Genomic DNA, 22,806 nt, shown 5'->3' on the forward strand with positions numbered 1-22,806 from the left:
CATCGACCGGATCCGGGGCTCTAGCCCCGTCAGCCTCGTTCCATACGCCGGGCGACCGCCAGGAGATCGGCTTCCCGTCCATGGGGCGCGATGAGCTGAAATCCGCAGGCGAGCCCGCCCCTGAAGCCGGCGGGCGCTGCGAGAACCGGACAGCCGGAAAGGGTGCCGAGGGCGACGCATTCCATCCAGCGGTGATAGCTGTCCATCTCCCGCCCGGCGACCGACCGGGGCCAGCGCCATCCGACCGGGAACGGAAAGACCTGGGCGGCCGGTAGCGAGACCATGTCGAAGCGCTCGAACAGGGCGGCCATCTCGATGTGGAGTTCGGCCCGGGTCTGGCGGGCGAGGAAGCCGTCGAGCCCGGTGCGCCTCCGGCCTCCCTCGATTTCCCAGACGAATTCCGGCTTCAGGAGATCGCGGGTTCGCGGATCGCCCAGGAGCGCGCCGTAGCGCCCGGCGATCTCGATCTGGCGCAGCACCGAGAAGGCCTGCCAGATCCGTTCCGGATCGAGACCGATCGAGACCGGTTCGATCCGCGCGCCGGGGATCGCGTCGAGCGCGGTCTCCACACTCTCCAGAATGCCGGCCTCGAAGGGCAGATGGCCGCCGAGATCGGCGAGCCAGCCGATGCGGATCCCGGTGCCTTCGATGATCCTCGTCTGGCCGAGGGAGGGCAGGCCGAAGGACAGGGGCTGGCGCGGATCGGCACCGGCCTGGATGCCGAGAAGGAGGGCGAGATCCTCCGCCGAGCGCGCCATCGGCCCGTCCGTCGCGAGCGAGGCTTCGAAGACATTGCCCGACGGATGCGCCGGCACCCGCCCGAAACTCGGACGAAGTCCGAAGACGTTGTTGAACGCCGCCGGATTGCGCAGCGAACCGCCCATGTCGGAGCCGTCGGCGATCGGCAGCATTCGCGTCGCAAGCGCGACCGCCGCCCCGCCGCTCGATCCGCCGGCGCTTCGGGCCGGATCGAAGGCGTTCCCGGTCGCGCCGAACACCTCGTTGAAGGTGTGGGAGCCGAGGCCGAATTCCGGGGTGTTGGTCTTGCCGATGACGATCGCGCCCGCCGCCCGCACGCGGGCCGTCGCCAGACCGTCCTCGTCCGGCACGAAACCGCAATAGATCGGCGAGCCGAAGGTGGTGGTGAGCCCGGCGGTCGGCGAGAGATCCTTGATGGCGATCGGCAGGCCATGGAGCGGGCCGAGCGCCTCGCCCTTCGCCCTCGCCGCGTCGGCCCGGGCCGCATCGGCGAGAATCTCCTCTCGCGGGCGCAGGGAGACGATCGCGTTATGGACCGGATTGACCGCCTCGATATGGGAGAGAAAACCGCTCACGCATTCGGTGGCCGAGAGCGCGCCTGTGCGGATCTTCGCGGCGAGAGACACGGCGCTCTCGTCGCAGGGCTCCGGGATCGCCGCCATCGGCGCGCGCAGATGGCCGGGCCGGTCGAAGGCGGAAAGCCGCTCGGCCGGTGCGGGTGGCGGGGTATCGCCCCGCCCCGTGCTGCCCGGCGCGCTCAATCGAGGTCCGCCAGAAGGCCCGCGATCAGGCGCCCGCGCGAGACGAGGCTCGAGACCTCGATATGCTCGTCCAGCGTATGGACGTTCGCTCCGACGACGCCGAGCCCGTCGAGGGTCGGAAGGCCCATCGCGCCCGTGAAATTGCCGTCCGATCCGCCGCCTTCGCTGGCATGGGAGAGCTCGAAGCCGAGATCGAGGCCGATGCGTTTCGCCCGCTCGAAGAGATCCATGGTGCCGGCGCTCGCCTCCCAGACCGGGCGCACGACGCTTCTCTCCACGACGAAGCCGGTGCCGTCGTCGTTCTGCCGGTTGAAGGCGAGGATGCGCTCGGTGCCGCGATCGAGATCCTCCTGGCGCTTGGCCATGGAGAGGCATTCGGCCCGGCAGACGGTCGGCACGCAGTTCACCCACTGGCCGCCATGGACGACGGAGACCGAGAAGGTGCAGTCCTCGCCCGTCATCTCCTCGATGGCGAGAAGCTCGCGCGCCATCATCTTCACCGCCGACTGGCCGCGCGAGAGCGCCGCGCCTGCATGGCTCGGCCGTCCGTTCGCGGTGAGGTGGTAGCGGGCGATGGCGTAGCGGCCGGTGACGAGGGTGTTGCGGCCCCAGGCGGGTTCGGGAACGAGGACGTATTTGTGCCTGGCGGCCTCCGCCTCGATGAGCGCGCGTGTGCCCGGCGTTCCGATCTCCTCGTCGGAGGTGAGGAGCACATGGACCGGCAGCTTCGTCTCATGGCCCATCTCGGCGAGGGCCTTCACTGCCGAGATCGCGGCGTAATTGCCGCCCTTCATGTCGCAGATGCCGGGGCCCCAGCATTTGTCGCCCTCGCGCCGGAAGGGGAGCTTTTCGAGGGTTCCGATGGGATGGACCGTGTCGAGATGGCCGATGATGAGAATGCCGGGCTCGCCGGCCTTCGGATGGGGAAAGCTCGCGCGGGCGCAGTCGCCGAGGCCTTCGGGGCCGGGGATCACCTCCACGGAAAAGCCCATCTTTTCCATGTCGGCCGCCGCCATCGCGGTCATGGCGTCCACGGCGGGCTTGTCGTAGGTCGGGCTTTCGAGCTCGATCCAGGGCCTGAGCCTCGCCAGCATCACGTCCGCGTCGAGCGGAACGGTTTTCACGTCGAACATGGCGTCTTCCTTCAGATTTCGGCGGTCTGTCCGGCGAGCCGGCGCTCGGCGATGCGGGCAAGGAGGCTCGCCCCGATCGGCAGGATCTCGTCGTCGAGCACGAAGCCCGGATTGTGCAGCGGCATGGTGCCGCCATGGCCGACCCAGCAATAGGACCCCGGAACGGTCCGCAGCATGTCGGCGAAGTCCTCGCTGCCCATTGTGGGGCGCGGCTCGGTGATGACGCCCTCGGGGCCGACGATCTCGCTCGCCGCTTCCCGCAGGGCCTCGGTCGCCGCCTCGTCGTTTTCCAGGACCGTGAAGACGTCGCGGATGTCGACATCGATCTGGCAGCCGAAGGTGAGGGCGACGCCCGCCGCGATCTCGCGCATGCGGGTGCGCACGAGGTCGCCCACCTCGTCGTGGAAGAAGCGGATCGTGCCGGAAAGCGAGGCCTCCTCCGGGATCACGTTATAGGCCGAGCCCGAAGCGATCTTCGTGATCGACAGGACGGCCGGCTTCAGGGGATCGACATTTCGGCTGACGATGGTCTGGAGGTTCTGGGCGAGCGCCATGGCGATGACGACGGCGTCCCTCGAATTGTGCGGCATGGCCGCATGGCTGCCGCGCGCCCTGATCGCGATGTCGAAGAAGCTCGCGCCCGCCATCGCCTTGCCGGGAAACACGGCGACCTGGCCGATATCGAGATCCGGCATGTTGTGAAGCCCGTAGATCTCGTCGCAGGGAAAGCGCTCGAACAGCCCGTCGGCGAGCATCGCCCGCGCCCCGCCCAGACCCTCTTCGGCCGGCTGGAAGACGAAGACCACCGTGCCGGAAAACTCCCGGTGCGCGGCGAGATAGCGCGCGGCGCCGAGCAGCATGGTCGTGTGCCCGTCATGGCCGCAGCCGTGGAAGCGGCCGGGCCTTGTGGAGCGATAGGACAGGTTGGTCAGCTCGTCCATGGGCAGGGCGTCCATGTCGGCGCGAAGGCCGATGCGCCGGCCCCCCTCGCCTTCCCGCCCGCCCGTGCCCTTCAAGATGCCGACGACGCCGGTGCCGCCGATGCCGGTATGAACCTCGTCGAGACCGTAGGATCTCAGCGCCTCGGCGACGATGGCCGAGGTGCGCGTCTCCTCGAAGCCGATTTCGGGATGGGCGTGGAGATCGTGGCGGATCGCCGTCAGATCGGCCTTGAAGCTCTCGATCTCGGGAATGATGGTCATGGTTCGTTTCCTTTCAGGCCCCAGCGCGGGCGCACCCGCATGGCCGTGGCGTCTGTCATCGGGCAGCGTCGCTTGCGGTTTGTTCGGCCGGTGCCTCCGGCGCAAGGGCGATGCCTGGCCTCAGTCTGGTGAAGGGGAGCGAGGCGGGCGAGAGCGGCATCGGCCCCGGCGCGGTCGCGGTGAGGATCGCCTCCGCGATCGGCGAGAAGTCCGCGCGGAAATGGACGGAGCTCTTCACGACGAGGATCGCCGCCTCCTCCGGCACGATGCCGAGAAAGCGGAACATCTCGCGGTCGGCGAGCTGGGCCTTCTTCGAGGCGACGATCACGCGCACGCCGCCGATCCTGAGGCAGGCGGAGGGGCCGAGATCCATCCGGGCGTCGCCGTAATAGGGGCCTTTGGTGCGCAATTGCCCGTCGGACAGGGCCTCCACGGTGAAGCGGCCCAGGAAGGGCGCATCGCCCGCAACCTTCGGCGAGCCGCCGAGCGCGATCTCGATTTTCGCCCCGATCCCCGCCTCGTGGGCACGGAGCGCGGCTTGCGGATCGACGATCACGCCGATCGCCGCGTCTTGCGCGCCGGCCTCGACGAGGGCACTCAGCATGCCGGTGGTGTCGGAATCGCCCCCTGCCCCCGGATTGTCCTGGGTGTCTGCGATCACGACGGGGCGCGCCGCTCCCTTCGCGATGGCTTCCCTGCTGATCGCCATTGCCCGTTCGACGGCGTCGAGCGGTTCGAAGGCCTCTCCCATGAAGCCGGCCCGCGCGGCCTCGATCCGCATGGCGAGATCGTCCGCGGCAGCCTTCGCCGCCTCTGCCGTGCGGGCATAGGCGAGGACCGAGGGTCCGCAATCGGGAATGTCGGCCGCCGGAAAGCCGCAGAGGAAGGAGGTCGAGACGACGGGGCCGGTCTCGGCCTCGGCGACCGCGCGATAGAGCGAGGCGTTCGGCTCCATCTCGGTGCATTGCCAGGCGATGGGGATGAGGAACGGGATCTGGCGGAACGCCTTCCCGTAGCGCTCGCCGGCGAGAAGCTCGGACATGCGGTCCGCCGCGCGCGCGCCGGTCCTTGCCATGTCGACATGGGGATAGGTGCGATAGGCGACGAGGCAGTCGGCCGCCTCCACCATGCGCGCGCTCACATTGCCATGGAGATCGAGGCTTGCGGCGATCGGCACATTGTCGCCGACGAGGGCCCGCACGCGGGCGAGAAGTTCCCCCTCCCCGTCGTCGAGATGCTCGGTGACCATGGCGCCGTGAAGATCGAGAAAGACCGCGTCGAGCGGCAGGGCCCGTTCGATCGCCGCGAGGAGGCGGCCCGCGAGGGTCTCGAAGGCATGCTCCGTCACATGGGCCGAGGGGCTCGCCGCGCACCATATCGTGGGGACGAGGGTCCAGTCTCTCGCCCTTCCCGCCTCGATGAAACCGGCGAGCCCCAGATTGACGCCGGCGGTCGCCTCGAACAGGGCCTCGCCCTCGGCGAGCGCCGGCCAGCCGCCGCCGTGTTCGAAGGCGGCGAGGTCCGCCTTGGTCGGGGCGAAGGTGTTGGTCTCGTGCATGAAACCGCCGATGGCGATGCGCGGGGACGGGGGCGATCCGGGGTTCATCGGGTTCATCGGGTTCATCGGGCCGGCTCCACCATGACATCCTGCCGGGACGGCTCATGCGCGCCTGCAAGGGGACGGAAGTTCGGGAAATCCCAAAACCTGCCGGGGGCGGCATCGATCAGCTGGCGGGTATAGGCCTCGGCCGGATTGCCGAGCACCTCTCCGGTCGGCCCGCATTCCACGATCCGGCCCTTCTGCATGACGGCGACCTCGTCGCAGATCTGGGCGGCGACCCTCAGATCATGGGTGATGAAGAGAAGGGCGACGCCGAGCCGCGCCTGGAGATCGTCGAGAAGATCGAGGACCTGGGCCTGCACCGAGACGTCGAGGGCGGACACCGCCTCGTCGGCGACGAGAAGGTCCGGTTCGAGGGCGAGCGCGCGGGCGATGGCGATGCGCTGGCGCTGGCCGCCGGAGAACTGGTGGGGATGGCGGTCGATGGCATCGGCCGGCAGGCCGACCGTTTCGAGGAGGCTGCGGGCCTTGTTCCGCGCGCTATCGGGATCGACGCCGTAATTGATCGGTCCCTCGATGATGCTCTCGCCCACCGTCAGGCGCGGATTGAGCGAGCGGTTCGGGTCCTGGAAGATCATCTGCATTCGCTTGCGATGGGGGCGCAGGGCACGGCGCGAGACATCCGCGATCTCCCGGTTGCGCAGCCGGATGCTGCCGCCCGTTGGATCGAGGAGGCGCATGACGCAGCGCGCGACCGTCGACTTGCCCGAGCCGCTCTCGCCGACGATGCCGAGGGTGCGCCCGCGCTTGAGGACGAGATCGATATCCTTGGCGGCGACCGTCCCCTCACCTTTCCTGAAGAACGAGGGGCGCCCGTAGACCATCGTCAGCTGGCTCGTCTGAAGGACGATCTCGGCCGAGGTCGCGGGCCGGGCCGGGCGGGGGCTCAGGGCGGGCACCGAGGCGAGGAGATCGCGGGTGTAGTCCTTCTTCGGCTCGCGGAGGATCGACCCGATCGGCCCGTCCTCCACGATCCGGCCATGGCGCATGACATAGACCCGGTCGGCGATGTCGGCGACGACGCCCATGTCGTGGGTGATGAAGAGGACGGAGGTGCCGAGCCGCTTCTGGATGTCGGCGACGAGTTCGAGGATCGCCTTCTGGGTGGTCACGTCGAGGGCGGTGGTCGGCTCGTCGGCGATGAGGAGCTTGGGCTCGAGGATCAGCGCCATGGCGATCATCACCCGCTGGCGCTGGCCGCCGGAGAGCTGGTGGGGAAAGGAGCGGCACATGCGCTCGATATCGGGCAGGCGGACGAGTTCGAGGATGTCGCGGATGCGCTTGCGCCTCTCGGTGCCGGTCGCGGCCGAATGGGCGTCGAGCACCTCGTCGAGCTGCTTTTCGATCGACAGGACCGGGTTGAGCGCCGTCATCGGCTCCTGGAAGATCATCGACATGCGCGTCGCGCGCAACTGGCGCAGGCGCTTGGGCGAGGCGGAAAGGACGTCCTCGCCCTCCACCTCGATCACCCCCGAGCGCACGGTGAGGGCGTCCTTGGGAAGGAGCCCCATGGTCGCGAGCGAGGAGACCGACTTGCCCGATCCGCTCTCGCCGACGAGGCAGACGGTCTCGCCGGGCGCGACGTGGAGGCTGACGCCGTCGAGAATGCGCCTGGGCTCGCGGCCGCGCGTCTCCACCACGAGATCGGAGATGACGAGGGTGTGCGCGGGGGCGCCGTCGGGAGCGGCTTGCGGAGTGCCGTTTCGGGTGTCGCCGGCCATCAGTCCTGCCTCCTCTTTCCGAGCTTGGGATCGAGGGCGTCGCGCGCCGTGTCGCCGAGGATGTTGATCGCGAGGATGGTGATCGACAGGAAGAGGCCGGGCCAGAAGATGAGGCTCGGCTTCAGCTGGAAGTAGATGCGCCCCTCGCTCATGATATTGCCCCAGGAGGGCGTCTCGGTACCGATGCCGGCGCCGAGGAAGGAGAGGATCGCCTCGGTGAGGATCGCGGAGGCGCAGACATAGGTCGCCTGGACGATGAGCGGGGCGACGGTGTTGGGCGCCAGATGCTTCCACATGATCTTCGGCAGGGAGGAGCCGACGGTGATCGCCGCCTCAACATAAGGCTCCTCGCGCGCCGACAGCACGACCGAGCGCACCAGGCGCACGACGCGCGGGATCTCCGGAATGGTGATCGCGACGAGGACCGTCCACAGGCTCGATCCGACGAGGGCGACGATGGCGATGGCCAGAAGGATCGCCGGGATCGCCATCAGCCCGTCCATGATGCGCATCAGGATCGCGTCGAGGGTCCGGAAGAAACCCGAGAGAAGGCCGAGGGGCAGGCCGATGAGCACGGCGACGAGCGCGGCGCCGAGACCCACGATCAGCGAGGTCCGCGCCCCGTAGAGGGTGCGCGAGAAGACGTCGCGGCCATAGGCGTCGGTGCCGAAGGGATGTGCGAGGCTCCAGTCCGCCAGCCGCTCCATGGGGTTCATGGCGATCGGATCATAGGGCGAGAGCAGCGGCGCGAAGAGCGCCATCAGGACGACGAGCGCGAGGGCGAACGCGGCGATCCAGGCGGCGAGGCCCAGACCGCGGACGCCGATCCTCGGCAGGAAATTGCGCCTGACGACGGGCTTTGCGCCCGGCCCCGTCGCGGCGGTGCTCGGATGTTCGGCCATCAGTAGCGGATCCTCGGGTCCATGAAGGCATAGGAGACGTCGATCAGGAGATTGACGGCGACGTAGATGCCGCTGGTCAGGAGGATCAGCGCCTGGATGACGGGATAGTCGCGGGCAAGAATCGCATCGACGGTGAGGCGCCCGAGGCCGGGCACGTTGAAGACGCTCTCGGTGACGACGACGCCGGAGATCATCAGGGCGAAGCCGGTTCCGATGACGGTGAGGATCGGCACGGCGGCGTTGCGCAGGGCATGGCGGAAGAGGACGATGCGCTCGGACAGCCCCTTGGCGCGGGCGGTGCGGATATAGTCCTCGCCGAGGACGTTCAGCATGGCCGCCCGCGTCATCCTCGCGATGAGGGCGATGTAGATGGTGGCGAGCGCCAGCGCCGGCAGGAAGATGCGCTGGAGGAAGGGGCCGATCCCTTCGGAAATGCTGGTGAAGCCCTGCACCGGGAAGAGCTTCAGATCGATGGCGAAGACCTGGATCAGGATGTAGCCGGTCACGAAGATCGGGATCGAGAAGCCGAGCACCGAGATCGCCATGACCGCGCTGTCGGTGAGGCTCCTGTGCCGCCAGGCGGCGAGGACGCCCATCGGGATCGACAGGATCAGCGTCATGATCATGGAGACGATCGCAAGGCTCAGGGTCGGCTCGAGGCGCTGGCCGATGAGGGTGAGGACCGGGGTGCGCGAGATCAGCGACTGTCCGAAATCGCCCGTGAGGAGCTGGCCGCTCCAGGTGACGAACTGGGTGAGGAGGGGCTGGTCGAGGCCGAGATTGCGGCGGATCTCCGCAAGCTGGGCGGGCGTTGCCATGTCGCCCGCAATAATCGCGGCCGGATCGCCCGGCGTCAGCCGCAAAAGGAGGAAGATGAAGAGGGCGACGACGATCATCACCGGAATGGACGCCAGAATGCGCCTCAGGATGTAGGCGAGCATGGAGCGGGGCCTCGCTGCTGACGGCTCGGGTGCCGGACGCGCGCGCGGCCATGTCGAAGCAGGGCCGCGCGCTGGAGCATGGTGCCGAAAGATCGCATGATCTTTCGGGGGTCTCATCATGCGCCGAGACGAAGGTCCGGAGCGAAACGGCGACACGGGTATCGTCGCGTTTCGCTCCGGGACGGTGCTACTCGGCCTTTTCGACGGCCCAGAAGACCGGGACCGGCATTTCGAGCATGCCGGTGAGCTTGTTGGAGAGCGCCGAGGGGATCTTGTACTCGCCGACCGGGATGTAGTTGACGACCTCGTAGGCATGGGCCTGGATGTCGGCGGCGATCGTCTTGCGCTCCTCCTCGCTTTCGGCGGCCGCGAAATTCGCGCGCATCTCGTCGAGCTTCGGATCGTCGGGCCAGCCGAACCAGGCGCCCTCCTTGCCGCCGCCGTTCAGCATCGGATTGTTGATCGGGCTCCACACCTCCGGAATGATCCAGTTGGTGAAGAACATGTTCCAGCCGCCTTCGGAGACCGGGGCCTGGCTCGCGCGCCGCGTGACGAGGGTCTGCCAGTCCATGGGTTGGAGATCGACGGTGAAGCCGGCCTGGCGCAGGAGCTGGGCCGCGACGACCGGCTGCGGTGCGATGCTCGGAACGTCGGTCGGCTGCATGAGGACGATGGGCGTGCCGTCATAGCCGGCCTCCTCCAGCATGCGCTTGGCCTCCTCCGGCTGGGGCCCGTTCATGATGAGCTCGGAGCCCGCATCGGTCGCAAGCGGCGTGCCGCAGCCATACATGGAGCCGCATTTTTCCTGATATTGCGGATTGCCGACGAGGGCGGCGAGGATCGGGTCCTGGCCGAGGGCGGCCATGGCGGCCCTGCGGATCTCGACCTTGTCGAAGGGCGGATTGAGCCAGTTGAGGCGCGCCATGGTCTGGTAGCCGAGGGGGCTGAGGACCTCGACGGTCAGCTCGGGATTGGCCTCCAGAAGCGGCAGGAGATCGTAGGGCGTCTGCTCCATGAAATCGATCTCGCCGGAGCCGACCGCGTTCACGGCGGTCATGGCGTCGGGCATCACGACCCATGTCACCTGATCGACATTGACCACCTTGCCGCCGGCGGTCCAGCTCGGCGGCTCGTCGCGCGGCACATAGGCCTCGTTCTTGGTGTAGACGGCCCGCACGCCCGGCTCGAACTGGCTCTCGTCGAAGACGAACGGGCCCGAGCCGGTATAATCGGTGATGCTCTCGCTGGACGGCGTCTCGGCGACGCGGGCGGGCATGATGAAGGTCGGCAGGCCCGAGGGCTTGGCCAGAAGCTGCAGCACGGTGGAGAACGGCTCGGAGAGCTTCAGCTCGAAGGTCTTGTCGCCGGTCGCCTCCAGGCTTTCGATCGAGCGGAACATCATCTGGGCGCCGCCGTCGCGCTCGCCCCAGCGCTTCAGCGAGGCGACCGCGTCGGCCGCCGTCACCGGGGCGCCGTCGTGGAAGACGAGCCCGTCGCGCAGGGTGAAGGTGTAGGTCAGCCCGTCGTCGGAGACCTGCCAGTCGGCCATCTGCGGCTGCGGCTCCAGGTTCTCGTCCATGCCGAGCAGCGTGTCGTAGATCATGTAGCCGTGATTGCGGGTGATGTGCGCCGTCGTGATGACCGGGTCGAGCACGCGGATGCCCGAATGCATGACGGCGCGGATCTCCTGGGCCTGAAGCGGCGAGGCGGCAAGACCCGCCCCCAGAAGCGTCGAGGCGAGAAGCGTCGCGCGCAACAGGTGCCGGGGGTGGAAGGCGGATGCTTTCGCGATGAAGGACATGCTGTCGTCTCCGCTGAGGGCGGCGCTGTCGGCCGCGGGAATTCGGCTGCCGCATGTATCGCAATGCGATAACACTTTGCGGATTGTGATAGCCTACGAACAGGGTTAGTCTTTAGTCAACCGAATGTTTTGAGAAAAAATTGTGCAGGTGCGATGAGTGACGAGCCCCTGATGCGCAGTGCCGGTTTCGTCGGCTCCCTGGGCAAGGCCATGCGGATCCTGGAGGCCTTCGGCGCCGAGACCCCTCGCCTCGGCCTTACCGAGCTGTCGCGCATGACCGGTCTCGACCGCTCCAGCGTCCAGCGGATCACGACCACCCTCTTCGATCTCGGCTACCTGACCAAGGACCCGGCCACGCGCCGCTTCAGCCCGTCCCTGCGCATGACCGAACTCGCGAACGCCTTCCTGTGGGCCGATCCCCTGATGCAGACGGTGATGCCGCGCCTCATCGATCTTCACCGCAGCCTCGGCGAGACGGTGAACTTCGCGCGGCTCGACGGATCGGACATCGTCTATGTCGCGCGCCTGCCGAATGTGCGCACGAGCTATGCCGCGACGATCATCGGACGGCGCGTGCCGGCGCTCAACACCAGCAGCGGACGGGCGATGCTGGCCCGCAAGGACCCGGAAACCCGGCGCCGTCTCGTCGCCGAATGGCCGCTGAAGCGGTTCACGCCCGAAACCCTCATGGACCGCGACGAGATCGCGCGGCAGGTCGAGACCGCGGCCCGAACCGGCTACGCCGTCGCGACCAACGAACTGCAGATGAACGAGCGCGCGGTCGCCGTCGCCATTCGCGGCGCCCCCGGCTTCGAGGGGGCCATCCACTGTGCGCTGAGCGCCTCCGACTGGCCGCCCGAACGGGTGCGCGAGGCGATCGTGCCGAGCCTCATCGACACCGCGAACGCCATCGGCTGACGCGCCTCACCCCGCTCTTTCGACCACCGAGCACCGAACACCGAACGCCCCGGAGACCCGAAGCCATGTCGAACCTGTCCCGCTCCACCCGGACCCGCAAGCCCGCATGCCGCTCGGCGGGCGGCATCGTCGCCGCCCAGAGCCGGCGCGCCGCCGAGATCGGGGCCCAGATCCTCGCCGAGGGCGGCGATGCGGTGGATGCGGCGACCGCCGTCTCCTTCGCATTGGGGGTCGTGGAGCCCTGGATGAGCGGGCCTGCGGGCGGCGGCGCGATGATGGTCTTTCGGGCAGACGAGGGCCGCGCCTATGCCGTCGACTACGGCATGCGCTCGCCGGCAGGTCTCGATCCGCGCGATTTTCCCTTGAGCGGCGAGGGCGTCGCGAGCGATCTCTTCGCCTGGAAGCGCGTGGCGGACGACCGCAATCTCGAAGGGGCGAGCGCGGTCGCCGTGCCCGGAACCGTCGACGGCATCGGCCTTGCCCATGGCCGCTGGGGCCGGATGAGCTGGGCCGATCTCGTGCGCCCGGCGGCGAGCCTTGCGCGCGAGGGCCTCTCGGTCGACTGGTACGCGGCGCTGATCATCGCCTCCTCGGCACGGGCGCTCTCCCGCGACGCGGACGCCGCCGCGCTGTTTCTGGAAGACGGCGTCTTTCCTCCCATCGGAAGCTGGACGGCGCTGAGCGATATCCGCCTGCCCTTCCACCGCATGGCCGATACGCTGGAGGCGATCGCGGCGGGAGGCCCGCGCGAGTTTCACGAGGGCGATGTCGGCCGGGAACTGGCACGGGATGTGGAGGCCAAGGGTGGCTCGCTGCGCTTCGAGGATCTCGCCACCTACCGTGCGGCGCTTCAGACCCCGTTGAGTTTCGCGGCGCTCGGCGGGCGCTTGCATGCGACGCCGGAGCTGACGGCGGGCCCGACGCTGCGCGACACCTTTGCCGGCTTTTCGGCCGAAGCGGGCGGGCTCGCGGGCCTCGCCGACGCCTTGTCGGCGGCCTACGAGACGCGGCTTTCCACCATGGGCGACCATGAGAGCCCGAAAGCGCCCGGCTCCACCTCCCATTTCAGCGTGGTCGACAAGCACGGCAACATGGTCGCCATGACCCAGACGCTTCTCTCCGTCTTCGGCTCGAAGATCGTCTCGCCCTCGACCGGCCTCCTCCTCAACAACGGCATCATGTGGTTCGACCCCGAACAGGGGCGGCCGAACTCGCTTGCCGGCGGCAAACGATGCCTGATGAATGTCTGCCCGGTCCTCGGCGAGCGCAGCGACGGCGCGCGCTTCGCCCTCGGCGCCTCGGGCGGGCGCAAGATCCTGCCCGCCGTCGCCCAGCTATCCCGCATGCTTCTTGGCGGCGCCGATCTCGACACGGCCTTCCACGCCCCGCGCATCGACGTCTCGGGCGGCGGGACGATCATCGCCGACGAGATGCTGGCCGAGGGGGATCTCGCAGCCCTTCGCAAGCGCCACGAGGTGCGCACCGCGCCGCGCACCGTCTTTCCCTACGCCTTCGCCTGCCCCTCGGCCGTCATGCGGGAGGGCTCCGAGAACTCCGGCGCGACCGAAATCGCCGCCCCCTGGGCCGATGCCGTCGCCGAGGCAGCCGGTTCGGCCTGAGGCGTGGCCCCGGACCCGGCCTCGACGCATGGCGCGCGCTCCTGTCGGCGGGTCCCTCAACCACCCATGGCGCCGCGCCGGGTCATGAGAATGCCGGCGAGTGCGATGAGGGCGATCCCGGCGGCCTCGATCGGTCCCGGCGGATCGTGGAAGAGAATTGCCGACCAGAACGCCGCGAAGCCGAGATAGGACGTGTCGAAGACACCCACGACCGGTGTCGGAGCCAGCCGGTAGGCCGAGGCGACGAGGGTCGTGATGATCGCGAGAAACAGGCCGAGGAGCGCGGCGAGGCCGATATCCGCCGGTTCGAGCGTCGGCCAGAGCGCCGTGACGAACCCCTGCCCGCCGCCCGGCTCGAAGACCCAAAGAACGAGGAGGCCGAGGCCCGAGACGGCGACGAGGCAGAGATTGAGGTCGAGCGCCATGGCGCCGGCGCTCTCCTCCCGGCTCCGGCTCCACGTGATCGTTCCCGAAACGGCATAGAACATCGCGGCGGCGAGCGGCAGGACGAGCGCGAGGGCCGGCTTTCCCGAGAACGGGTCGACCACGAGGAGAACGCCGAGGCTCGACAGGCCGATCGCGATCCAGCCCGTGCCACCGATCGGGGTGCCGAGGGCGAACCGTGCGATCAGCGCCATCCAGATCGGCGCGGTATAGTAGCAGGCGGCTGCAAGCGCGAAGGAAAGGCTCGGCAGGCCGGCATAATAGCACAGCCACATGGCCGCGAGGCTGAGGCTTCGGGCCCGGACCCATGCCGTTCGCCGCGATCGCAAGGCGCTCGGGCCTCCCATCGCCAGAAGCCCGGCCGCGATCAGAGCCCCAGCAACGAGCGAGCGCAGGAGAACGATCTGCGCGAGAGAGAATCGATCGCCGGAAAGCTTCACCAGCGCATCCGAAAGCGACAGAAGGGTGACGGCGAGAAGGATGGCCGCGATCCCTCTTGCGCGTGGCGTCAGCTGTTCGAGACCTGTGCGTATCCATGCCATGGTTCATGGAAGAACGATCCGGGCCGCTTTATAAAACGAGTTTTCGTCGCTTATCCATGAGGTCAGGGAATGGATGCACGCGCCCTGCCGCCTTTGTCGCGGCTGCGCCCCTTCGAGGCGGCGATCAGGCATGAGAGCTTCACGGCGGCCGCCGCCGAACTGGGCCTGACCCAGACCGCGGTGACGAAGCAGATCGCGGCGCTCGAGGCCGATCTCGGGGTCGCGCTCTTCGAGCGCCGCAACCGGGCGGTCTTCCCCACCGAGGAAGGGCGCGCCTTCGGCTGCGTCGTTGGCCGGGCGCTGAGCGAGATTGCCGGCGAGGCCGCGCGGCTTCGCGGCGCGCGCCTGCCGGGCGGCGTGGTTCTCCATTGCCAGCATTGCGAGGCGTTCTACTGGCTGATGCCGCGCCTGCCGCGACTTCACGAGACCCATCCCGAGATCGAGCTTCGCCTCGTGACCTCGCTCGATCCGATCACCCGGGCTTCCGAGCCGTTCGATATCGCCATTCAGACGAGCGGCCGGCCATCGGGATCGGCGCGCCTCGCCTTCACTGCCGGTGACGAGATCTTTCCCGTCGCCTCGCCCGCGCTCGCCGGCGCCGCACCCCTGCCCTGCCCGTTGCCGGATCTTTCGCGGCTCCCGCTCCTCTCCCACCGGGTCGTCCCCCAGGACTGGCTGGACTGGCCGGACTGGTTCGAGGCCTTCGGCGCGAGCCTGCCGGCGGGCAGCCGTCTCGTCATGTTCGACAGCGTTCCGCTCGTCCTTCAGGCCGCGATCGCCGGACGCGGCGTCGCGCTCGGCTGGCGGCGCACGGTCGAGGGTCTGATCGGGGAAGGCAAGCTGGTGCGTCTGTGCGCTGAGGCGCTTGCGCGTCCCGCCGAGATTTCGGTTTTCAGGGGCCTGCGCGGCGGCTCCCATCGCCAGACGGACGCCGTTCTTTCCTGGCTTCGCGCAGAATTCGAAGCCGGATGAGGCGGGCCGTGTCCCTGCCCGGCGTCTGATCGAGGGCTAGCGGCTCAGCCGGCTCTCCTCGCGCCTTCGCTCATCGCCGGTTTTCCGGCTCCGGCCCCGTCGTAGCGCTCGAAGTCGCGGGCGGACATGGGGCGGCCGTAGAGATAGCCCTGCCCCCAGGCGCAGCCTTGTGCGCTGAGGACGCTGTGCTGGGCCGGCGTCTCGATGCCCTCCGCCACCGTCGCCATGCCCAGCCCGTCGGCCATCTGGATCATGGCGCGGGTGATCGACCTGTCCCTCTCGGTGACATCGGGTCCCGAGACGAAGGAGCGGTCGATCTTGATCTTCGTGACCGGATACTTGCGCAGCATGCTGAGCGAGGCGAACCCCGTGCCGAAATCGTCGAAGGCGAGGGAGACGCCGAGGGCCCTCAGCCGCTTGAGCTGGGACAGGATGCGCTCGTCGTTCTTCAGGATCGTGGTTTCGGTGATCTCGATCTCGAGCCCGTCCGGGGCGAGATCGGCCGCCTTCAGGGCCTGCTCGACATGGCGCAGGAGATCGCCGGACTTGAACTGGATCGGGAACAGATTGACCGCGACCCGGAAATCCGGCCGGATCGCCCGCCGCCAGTGCGCGGCCTGGCGGCAGGCGGTCGCGATGATCCAGTTGCCGACCGCGACGGCGGTCGCGTCGCTTTCCAGCAAGGTCAGGAACGCGCCGGGGGCCAAAAGGCCCCGTTCGGGATGGTTCCAGCGAAGAAGCGCCTCGGCACCCCGGATCGAGCCGTCGCCGAGGAGAATCTGCGGCTGGTAGTAGAGCTCGTAGCCTCCGGTCGAGAGCACCCGGGCGAGCTCCTGACGGGCAAGCCCCCTCTCGGCGACCTTGTGACGAAGATCGGGCGTGAACAGGCGCGTGCGTCCGCGCCCGTCGCGCTTGGCCCGGTAGAGCGCGAGATCGGCGTTCGCAACGAGCGCCGCGGCGTCCGCGACATCGCTTCCGGTGCAGGCGACCCCGACGCTGGCGCTGATGGTGACGAGGGCCCCGGAAGCGGGAATCGCGACTTCGATCGCATCGATCACCGTCTCGCCCAGCCAGTGGCCGTCGATCGGATTGGCCGTGTCCTCCATGATGACGACGAATTCGTCGCCGCCCATGCGCGCGCAAAAGCCGGACCCGCCGGTTGCGTCCCGGATGCGGCGCGCGACCTCGACGAGCACGGCGTCCCCGACCGGATGGCCGAGGGTGTCGTTGATCTCCTTGAAGCCGTCGAGATCGATCAGAAGGAGGGTCGCGCGGCGCTCGGCCGAGAAGAGGGCGTTCAGCCGCCTGTCGAAGGCGCCCCGGTTGGCAAGCCCCGTCAGGGGGTCCGTGAGCGCCGCTTCCATGAGCCGCGCCTCGGTCTCCACGCGCTCGCTCATGTCGCGCATGATGGCGCCGAACCGCTGCTCGCCCCGCTCCAGCCACCGGGAGAGCGAGAGTTCGATGGGAAATTCGCTGCCATCGCGCCGGCAGGCCGGCACCTTTATGGACTGGCCGATGAGTCTCGCCCCGCCCCCGTCGACGAGCCGCCTGAAGCCTTCGCTATGGGCCGCCCGCAGCGCCGGCGGTACGATCAGCGTCAGGCTCTGCCCGAGCACTTCGGCCGCGCGATATCCGAACAGGCGTTCGGCGCCCGCATTCCAGGCGACGATTTCGTTGCGCGCATTGGCGATGACGATCGCGTCGGGCGAGGAGGTCGCGATGCTTTCGAAGCGTTGCGAGGCTTCCAGATCGGCAAGGCGCGCCGCTTCGACGCGGTCGCTCACGACGTGGGCGAGTTCCGAAAGCATCCGGGCTTCGACGGGCAGAAGCGCCTGCGACGAGGGACGATGAACCTCGATGGAGCCGATCGAGGCCCCGTCGGGGCCGCGGACGGGCGTCCGTAGCATCCGCGAGCCTTCGTCCGTCGCTTTTGCGGCCGATCCGGCCGGCATCTCGCCGGCGGTGTGAACGGATGTCGTCCCGTCGATGTGCCCGATCTGCACGCGCACGGCGTCTGCCGCGAGAACCTCGAATGCGAAATGGGCGACCCGGTCGAGGTCCTCGGCGAGGCTGCGCGGGACGGCGAGCGAGCGCAAAGCGGGGCATGCGGTCATGACGGAAGCATCGCTCATGCGGCGGACCTGCATTGGTGGTAGATTTTCGTAACGTAAAATTATTACGCAAACCTTCCGAATGGGTTGTGCTAACCCTCTCCGATGACCGGCCGCGCAAAGCCGAAGCCGGCGGGAACGATCGCGAACGCGAAAGAGCGAAAGCCGTCGCTGGGAAGCGCGACGAGAAGGAGACATGCCGAGGCCGCGACGATTTCCCCGTGCCTGACCACGCCTGCCAGTTGCAAGGATTGGGAGAAGATGGCGAGGTGGTCTCGTATCAAGCGACCAGGAGTTTGCCATGCCCAGCGCCGTCACTGCCATTTCTGCCGCGCCCAGTCAGATCGCCCGTGAGCATTTCGCCGCAGAGTTCAGCTTTGAGACCGATTGCTGGGATGTCCACGAAGCGCTCTCGGGTGAGGCCGATTTCGTGCTTCTCGACGTGCGAAGCCCAGCCCTTTTCGCTGCAGGTCACGTTCCGGGCGCGATCAGCCTCCCCCACGGCAAGATCGTCCGCTCCAAGCTGGAACGCTGGCCGCAGGAGACCGTCTTCGTCACCTATTGCGCGGGTCCGCATTGCAATGGCGCGGCGCGAGGTGCCCTTCGGCTTGCCGAACTCGGGCGGCCCGTGAAGATCATGGCTGGCGGGATCACCGGCTGGCTCGACGAAGGATTCGAGCTTGCGACAGTCACGGCCGAGTAACCGCCGCCCTGTTCTCTCTCGCCTATGGTTCGGGAACGCCCTCCCCTCCGATGGCCTCGCGCCCGGCCGGTTCAGCCGGCGTTCCTGACCACGCGGCAGACCTGGGCCTCGCCGATGCCGCCCTTGAACTCGTCGTAGAGATCGCCGCGATTGCCGCGGGTCCACCAGACAAGCGAGCGCGAGACGTATTTCGAGCCCGAGGCCGAGACCGTGAGGGCGAAGGGGATCGGCTCGCCGTCCACCGGGACGATGGCGAGATTGGCGTTGGGCATGTTGAGAAAGTCGACCTCGATCCGGACCGGCTCCTCTTCGAGATTCCTGCGGCACTCGTAGGTGATAAGCTGGCGGTCCACCGGGCCGGTGAGCGTCACGGTCACGTCCTCGCTCGTCGCGGCGGAAGCGGGGCCGCAGAGGCAGAGGGCGAGGAGGCTTGCCGCCGGCAGGAGACGCTGCGGCAGGCGCGAGGGCGATTTCGGCATCGAAGGTCCTTTTGCGAAGGGATCGAGGGCGTGTACCCTCCCATATGGCGTCGGGCGCACGATAGAGCCTCGGACCCGATTTAAGAATCGTGTCCGAGGCTCCCGCTTTTCCCTGACGCATCGGATGGTCCGAAAACCGGGTCCACTTTTCGGTCCGATGCTTTAGCCGATTGGGACACGGGCGCGAGGGGCGGGGCGCGCGAGACCTGGGGCCTGCGCCCCTCCCCGGCTACAGGCTTTGCGCCGTTCGCACCGTGCGAAGCATGGATCGCCGGGCGCATGCCCCCATATGACAGGCATCGCGCCATCGCGTAAAAGCGAATGGTGAGAGGATGTTGGCGGGCGGATGTCGGCGCCTTGCGGCCCGTTCGCGCCGACCACGGGACGGCGATCTTCGGGCCTTCTCGACGGCGGCGACCCGCGGCGCTTCCGGCCGGGACCGGGCCTTGCCGCCCCGGCACGTCTCGTATGCAAAGGAAGACCCATGCGCCTTCGATCCGATGCCGCCTCCCCCGTCCCCCCGAAGGTCCCGGTGCGAGGCGCGGCGGCCCTTGGTGGGGCCCTCCGGTGTCTCGCCGCGGCATCCGGTTTCACGATCGCCCTGACGCTCGCCTCCGCCGCGACGGCCCAGCCCTACGGGCCGGGTCCGGCCGGCGACCTGCCCGGCACCTCCATGGCCGATCTGCCCATCGTCGGCGCGCCCCAGCGCGTTCCGGGCATTCCGGGCGCGAGGATCTTCGGCGACACGAACGAGGAGCGGCTCTACGGCAAGCCCTTCGATGACAGCTATCTGACGCCGAAGGTGATCCGCCCCGATGTCGGCAATTCGGCCTCAAGGCAGGCGATCGAAGGGCGCTCGGCCCTCGGCGGTGTCGCGGCCGATCTCTATGCCCGCGAGGGACCGGCGGCGATCGGCGGCAGCGCGATTACGCGCGGGCAGAGCCAGGGACGGGTCCTGCGGCGGGCGGCGCCCCCTGCCCCGGCCGGCTCGGCCCCCCGCCATCCGGCCCTCGGCGGCCGGGCGATCATTCGGCCCTGAGCCGGCAAAGCATCATGCTCTTCACCACGCTCTTCACCATGATCGGCAACACTTCCGGTGCAAAATGCCGCTCCCGCCCCGTGATCGCTTGATCTTCGCGCGCGAAGACCGACCTTAAGGGGATCGAACGACGGCGAGCGGGAAGACCGGACCCATGCGCATTCACCAGATCACGACACCGCTCCTCGCCGTCTGTCTCGGCCTGGGTCTCGCCACGAGTGCCGGCGCCCAGTCGGTCGGGGGTGGCGGCGGCGGGATCGGTGGCGGGTCCGTGGGCGGCGGCTCGATCGGCGGTGGCTCGGGCGGCATCGGCGGCGGCGGCGTCGGTTCGGGGTCGACCACGGGCAGCTTCGGCACCGGCTCCGGCATCGGCAGCGGCTCCTCCATGGGCAGCTCGGGCATCGGCTCTTCGGGCATCGGTACCGGCACGGATACGGGCATCGGTGGCTCCGGCTCCTCTTCCTCCATCGGCTCGGGGATCGATGCGGGCATGAATTCCGACGCCTCGGGCAGCACCACCATCCAGCGCGCGACCGAGGGCTCCTCCAATATCGGAACCATCAATGCCGGCGAATTCTCGCGCTCGGGCAATGCCGGAACCTCCTCGGTGACCGGCATCGGCGAGAGCGAGGGCGGGCTGACCTCCAACACGGTCTCGGGCGCGGGCGGCACCTACTCCTATACCCCCGGCGCGGGATCGGATGCCGATTACCGCATTCCGTCCCCGCCAGTCGGCATCGATCTCGGCGCGATCCTCGCGGGGCTTCGCAACACCCCGAGCGCGACGCCGAAGCCGAACGGCGACTGATCCCGCGCCCGCTTCGACCGGCATCCGCCGTCGAGGCATTCAAGGCGGGATCTGCCGGGCGATGGCCGCTCGAAGGTCCCGGGCATAGCCCGCGGAGCTTGCGCCGAGAAAGGGCAGGGGGCCTTTCCTGTTCGGGCGGCAGGGGGCGGATTTCGGGCGTTTTCGCGAAGTTTTCGTGACGACGGGGCCGAGCCCTTTCGCGGTTGCGAAAAATCCTGTATGACACCGGCCAATCGAACAACGAATGGCAGCCGTCAGGAGCGTTCCACCCGCCCGTCGGCGGTTTTTGCGCGTTCGGCCTTTTTCCGCACCCAAACCGGTGAGACTTCATGAAGCTCCGCAATATCGCGATCATCGCGCACGTCGACCATGGCAAGACGACCCTCGTCGACAAGCTGCTCGCCCAGTCGGGCACGTTCCGCGAGAACCAGCGCACCGAGGAACGGGCGATGGACTCCAACGATCTGGAGCGCGAGCGCGGCATCACGATCCTGGCCAAGGCGACCTCGGTCGAGTGGAACGACACCCGCATCAACATCGTCGACACCCCCGGCCACGCCGATTTCGGCGGTGAGGTGGAGCGCATCCTCAACATGGTGGACGGCGCGGTCATCCTCGTCGACGCCGCCGAGGGCCCGATGCCCCAGACCAAGTTCGTGCTCGGCAAGGCGCTGAAGGTCGGCCTCAAGCCGATCGTGGCGATCAACAAGATCGACCGCTCCGACGAGCGCCACAAGGAAGTTCTCGACGAGATCTTCGACCTCTTCGTCGCCCTCGATGCGACGGAAGAGCAGCTCGACTTCCCGGTTCTCTACGGTTCGGGCCGCGCCGGCTGGCTCGCCAGCGAACCCGACGGTCCGCAGGACCAGGGCCTGACGCCGCTCTTCGAGAAGATCATCGAGCACGTGCCCGAGCCCGACACGGCCAATGTCAACGAGCCGTTCAAGATGATCGGCACGATCCTCGAGGCCAACCCGTTCCTCGGCCGCCTCATCACGGGCCGCATCCAGTCGGGCACGATCAAGCCGAACCAGGCCGTGAAGGTCCTCGGCCGTGACGGCAATCTCATCGAGAACGGCCGGATCACGCGCATTCTCGCCTTCCGGGGCCTGGAGCGCGTGCCGCTGGACTCGGCGCAGTCGGGCGACATCGTCGCGATCGCGGGCCTGTCCAAGGGCACCGTCGCCGACACCTTCTGCGATCCCTCCGTCACCCAGCCCCTCGACGCCCAGCCGATCGATCCGCCGACGGTGACGATGAGCTTCATCGTCAACGATTCCCCGCTCGCCGGCACCGAGGGCGACAAGGTGACGAGCCGCATGATCCGCGACCGCCTGATGAAGGAGGCCGAGGGCAATGTGGCCCTGGAGATCACGGAATCGCCGGACAAGGACTCCTTCTTCGTGTCGGGACGCGGTGAGCTGCAGCTCGCCGTCCTCATCGAGACCATGCGCCGCGAGGGCTTCGAGCTCGGCATTTCGCGTCCGCGCGTCGTCATGAAGGAAGGCGAGAACGGTGAGGTTCTGGAGCCGCTCGAAGAGGTCGTGATCGACGTCGACGAGGAGCATTCGGGCATCGTCGTCCAGAAGATGAGCGAGCGCAAGGCCGAGATGATCGAGCTGCGCCCCTCGGGCGGCGACCGCCAGCGTCTGGTCTTCCACGCCCCGACCCGCGGTCTCATCGGCTATCAGTCGGAGCTTCTGACCGATACGCGCGGCACGGCGATCATGAACCGCCTGTTCCACTCCTATGCCCCGTTCAAGGGCGAGCTTCCGGGCCGCACCAACGGCGTCCTGATCTCCTCGGAAGACGGCGAGAGCGTCGCCTATGCGATGTTCAACCTGGAAGATCGCGGTCCGATGGTGATCGATGCGGGCGTGAAGGTCTATGCCGGCATGATCATCGGCATCCACAGCCGCGAGAACGATCTCGAGGTGAACGTCCTCAAGGGCAAGAAGCTCACCAATATGCGCGCCTCCGGCAAGGACGAGGCCGTGAAGCTGACGCCGCCGATCCGCATGACGCTGGACCGCGCCCTGTCCTGGATCCAGGACGACGAGTTGGTCGAGGTGACGCCGAAGAACATCCGTCTTCGCAAGCTCTATCTCGACCCGCACGAGCGCAAGCGCTTCGAGAAGTCCCGCAAGGCGGCCTGATCGGTCGAGCCAATAGATGAGGGCAGGGCGCAGGCCCTGTCCGTGAACGACGAAAAGCCCGGCTCCGCCGCTTGTCCTCAAAGGGATGCGGCGGGGCCGGGCTTTTTTCGTTTGCGGAATTTTGGCGGGATCGCCCTGCATGTTTCACGTGAAACATCGCATCGGAGGGCGGTC

At 68.2% G+C, this 22,806-nt stretch carries 18 protein-coding genes; 7 read left to right on the forward strand and 11 right to left on the reverse strand.

The features are described from left to right. Window positions 1–29: 29 nt before the first annotated feature. The 8 genes from DYI37_RS07315 to DYI37_RS07350 form a co-directional block, all read right to left on the reverse strand. Window positions 30–1,520 carry an amidase gene (locus tag DYI37_RS07315; protein ID WP_245413819.1) on the reverse strand — a complete coding sequence of 497 codons (1,491 nt, stop codon included), beginning with the start codon at window positions 1,518–1,520 and terminating at the stop codon, window positions 30–32. Next, a complete protein-coding gene (locus DYI37_RS07320; RefSeq protein ID WP_116682576.1) occupies window positions 1,517–2,653 on the reverse strand; it encodes a M20/M25/M40 family metallo-hydrolase in 1,137 nt (378 codons plus the stop codon). The genes DYI37_RS07315 and DYI37_RS07320 overlap by 4 nt, the downstream gene beginning before the upstream one ends. Window positions 2,654–2,664: 11 nt before the next feature. Continuing rightward, entirely contained in the window at window positions 2,665–3,855 is a 1,191-nt protein-coding gene (locus tag DYI37_RS07325; protein WP_116682577.1) for a M20 aminoacylase family protein, read from the reverse strand. 55 nt (window positions 3,856–3,910) lie between these two features. Beyond that, window positions 3,911–5,479 (reverse strand): M81 family metallopeptidase, encoded by a 1,569-nt coding sequence (locus DYI37_RS07330; RefSeq protein WP_245413820.1) that lies wholly within the window; start codon window positions 5,477–5,479, stop codon window positions 3,911–3,913. Then, a complete protein-coding gene (locus tag DYI37_RS07335; protein ID WP_116682578.1) occupies window positions 5,476–7,197 on the reverse strand; it encodes an ABC transporter ATP-binding protein in 1,722 nt (573 codons plus the stop codon). Before DYI37_RS07335 ends, DYI37_RS07330 begins: the two co-directional genes overlap by 4 nt. Then, a complete protein-coding gene (locus DYI37_RS07340; protein WP_116682579.1) occupies window positions 7,197–8,099 on the reverse strand; it encodes an ABC transporter permease in 903 nt (300 codons plus the stop codon). Before DYI37_RS07340 ends, DYI37_RS07335 begins: the two co-directional genes overlap by 1 nt. Then, window positions 8,099–9,040, reverse strand: a complete 942-nt coding sequence (locus DYI37_RS07345; RefSeq protein ID WP_116682580.1) for an ABC transporter permease — start codon at window positions 9,038–9,040, stop codon at window positions 8,099–8,101. The genes DYI37_RS07340 and DYI37_RS07345 overlap by 1 nt, the downstream gene beginning before the upstream one ends. Window positions 9,041–9,227: 187 nt before the next feature. After that, complete coding sequence (locus DYI37_RS07350) at window positions 9,228–10,841, reverse strand: ABC transporter substrate-binding protein (RefSeq protein WP_116682581.1); 1,614 nt, start codon at window positions 10,839–10,841, stop codon at window positions 9,228–9,230. Between the two features lie 153 nt (window positions 10,842–10,994). On the opposite strand from DYI37_RS07350, the gene DYI37_RS07355 reads away from it, so the two are divergent. Then, complete coding sequence (locus tag DYI37_RS07355) at window positions 10,995–11,759, forward strand: IclR family transcriptional regulator (protein ID WP_116682582.1); 765 nt, start codon at window positions 10,995–10,997, stop codon at window positions 11,757–11,759. A gap of 65 nt (window positions 11,760–11,824) precedes the next feature. Then, window positions 11,825–13,378, forward strand: a complete 1,554-nt coding sequence (locus tag DYI37_RS07360) for a gamma-glutamyltransferase (protein WP_116682583.1) — start codon at window positions 11,825–11,827, stop codon at window positions 13,376–13,378. 56 nt (window positions 13,379–13,434) lie between these two features. Here the strand turns inward: DYI37_RS07360 and DYI37_RS07365 are convergent, their stop codons facing one another. Continuing rightward, window positions 13,435–14,364, reverse strand: coding sequence for a DMT family transporter (locus tag DYI37_RS07365; RefSeq protein ID WP_116682584.1), 930 nt, complete (start codon window positions 14,362–14,364; stop codon window positions 13,435–13,437). A 69-nt stretch (window positions 14,365–14,433) separates the two neighbouring features. Between DYI37_RS07365 and DYI37_RS07370 the strand changes: the two genes are divergently transcribed. Continuing rightward, window positions 14,434–15,336, forward strand: coding sequence for a LysR family transcriptional regulator (locus DYI37_RS07370; protein WP_116682585.1), 903 nt, complete (start codon window positions 14,434–14,436; stop codon window positions 15,334–15,336). A 44-nt stretch (window positions 15,337–15,380) separates the two neighbouring features. Here DYI37_RS07370 and DYI37_RS07375 read toward each other — a convergent pair whose 3' ends face one another. Next, window positions 15,381–17,468 (reverse strand): putative bifunctional diguanylate cyclase/phosphodiesterase, encoded by a 2,088-nt coding sequence (locus DYI37_RS07375; RefSeq protein WP_158555106.1) that lies wholly within the window; start codon window positions 17,466–17,468, stop codon window positions 15,381–15,383. A gap of 280 nt (window positions 17,469–17,748) precedes the next feature. On the opposite strand from DYI37_RS07375, the gene DYI37_RS07380 reads away from it, so the two are divergent. Then, the gene (locus tag DYI37_RS07380; RefSeq protein ID WP_116682951.1) at window positions 17,749–18,150 is read left to right on the forward strand and encodes a rhodanese-like domain-containing protein; all 402 of its coding nucleotides are present in this window, start codon (window positions 17,749–17,751) and stop codon (window positions 18,148–18,150) included. A 71-nt stretch (window positions 18,151–18,221) separates the two neighbouring features. On the opposite strand, the gene DYI37_RS07385 is transcribed toward DYI37_RS07380, so the two are convergent. Further along, the gene (locus tag DYI37_RS07385) at window positions 18,222–18,629 is read right to left on the reverse strand and encodes an MliC family protein (protein WP_116682587.1); all 408 of its coding nucleotides are present in this window, start codon (window positions 18,627–18,629) and stop codon (window positions 18,222–18,224) included. A gap of 484 nt (window positions 18,630–19,113) precedes the next feature. On the opposite strand from DYI37_RS07385, the gene DYI37_RS07390 reads away from it, so the two are divergent. From DYI37_RS07390 to typA, 3 genes are all read left to right on the forward strand, one after another. Further along, window positions 19,114–19,668 (forward strand): hypothetical protein, encoded by a 555-nt coding sequence (locus tag DYI37_RS07390; RefSeq protein WP_116682588.1) that lies wholly within the window; start codon window positions 19,114–19,116, stop codon window positions 19,666–19,668. Window positions 19,669–19,822: 154 nt separating this feature from the next. Then, entirely contained in the window at window positions 19,823–20,476 is a 654-nt protein-coding gene (locus DYI37_RS19930) for a hypothetical protein (RefSeq protein WP_158555107.1), read from the forward strand. Window positions 20,477–20,805: 329 nt separating this feature from the next. Further along, window positions 20,806–22,632: a translational GTPase TypA gene (gene typA, locus DYI37_RS07405; RefSeq protein WP_116682590.1), complete on the forward strand. Its 1,827-nt coding sequence runs from the start codon at window positions 20,806–20,808 to the stop codon at window positions 22,630–22,632. Window positions 22,633–22,806 lie beyond the last annotated feature (174 nt).

This window comes from Fulvimarina endophytica, assembly GCF_003403015.1.
GTDB lineage: Bacteria > Pseudomonadota > Alphaproteobacteria > Rhizobiales > Rhizobiaceae > Fulvimarina > Fulvimarina endophytica.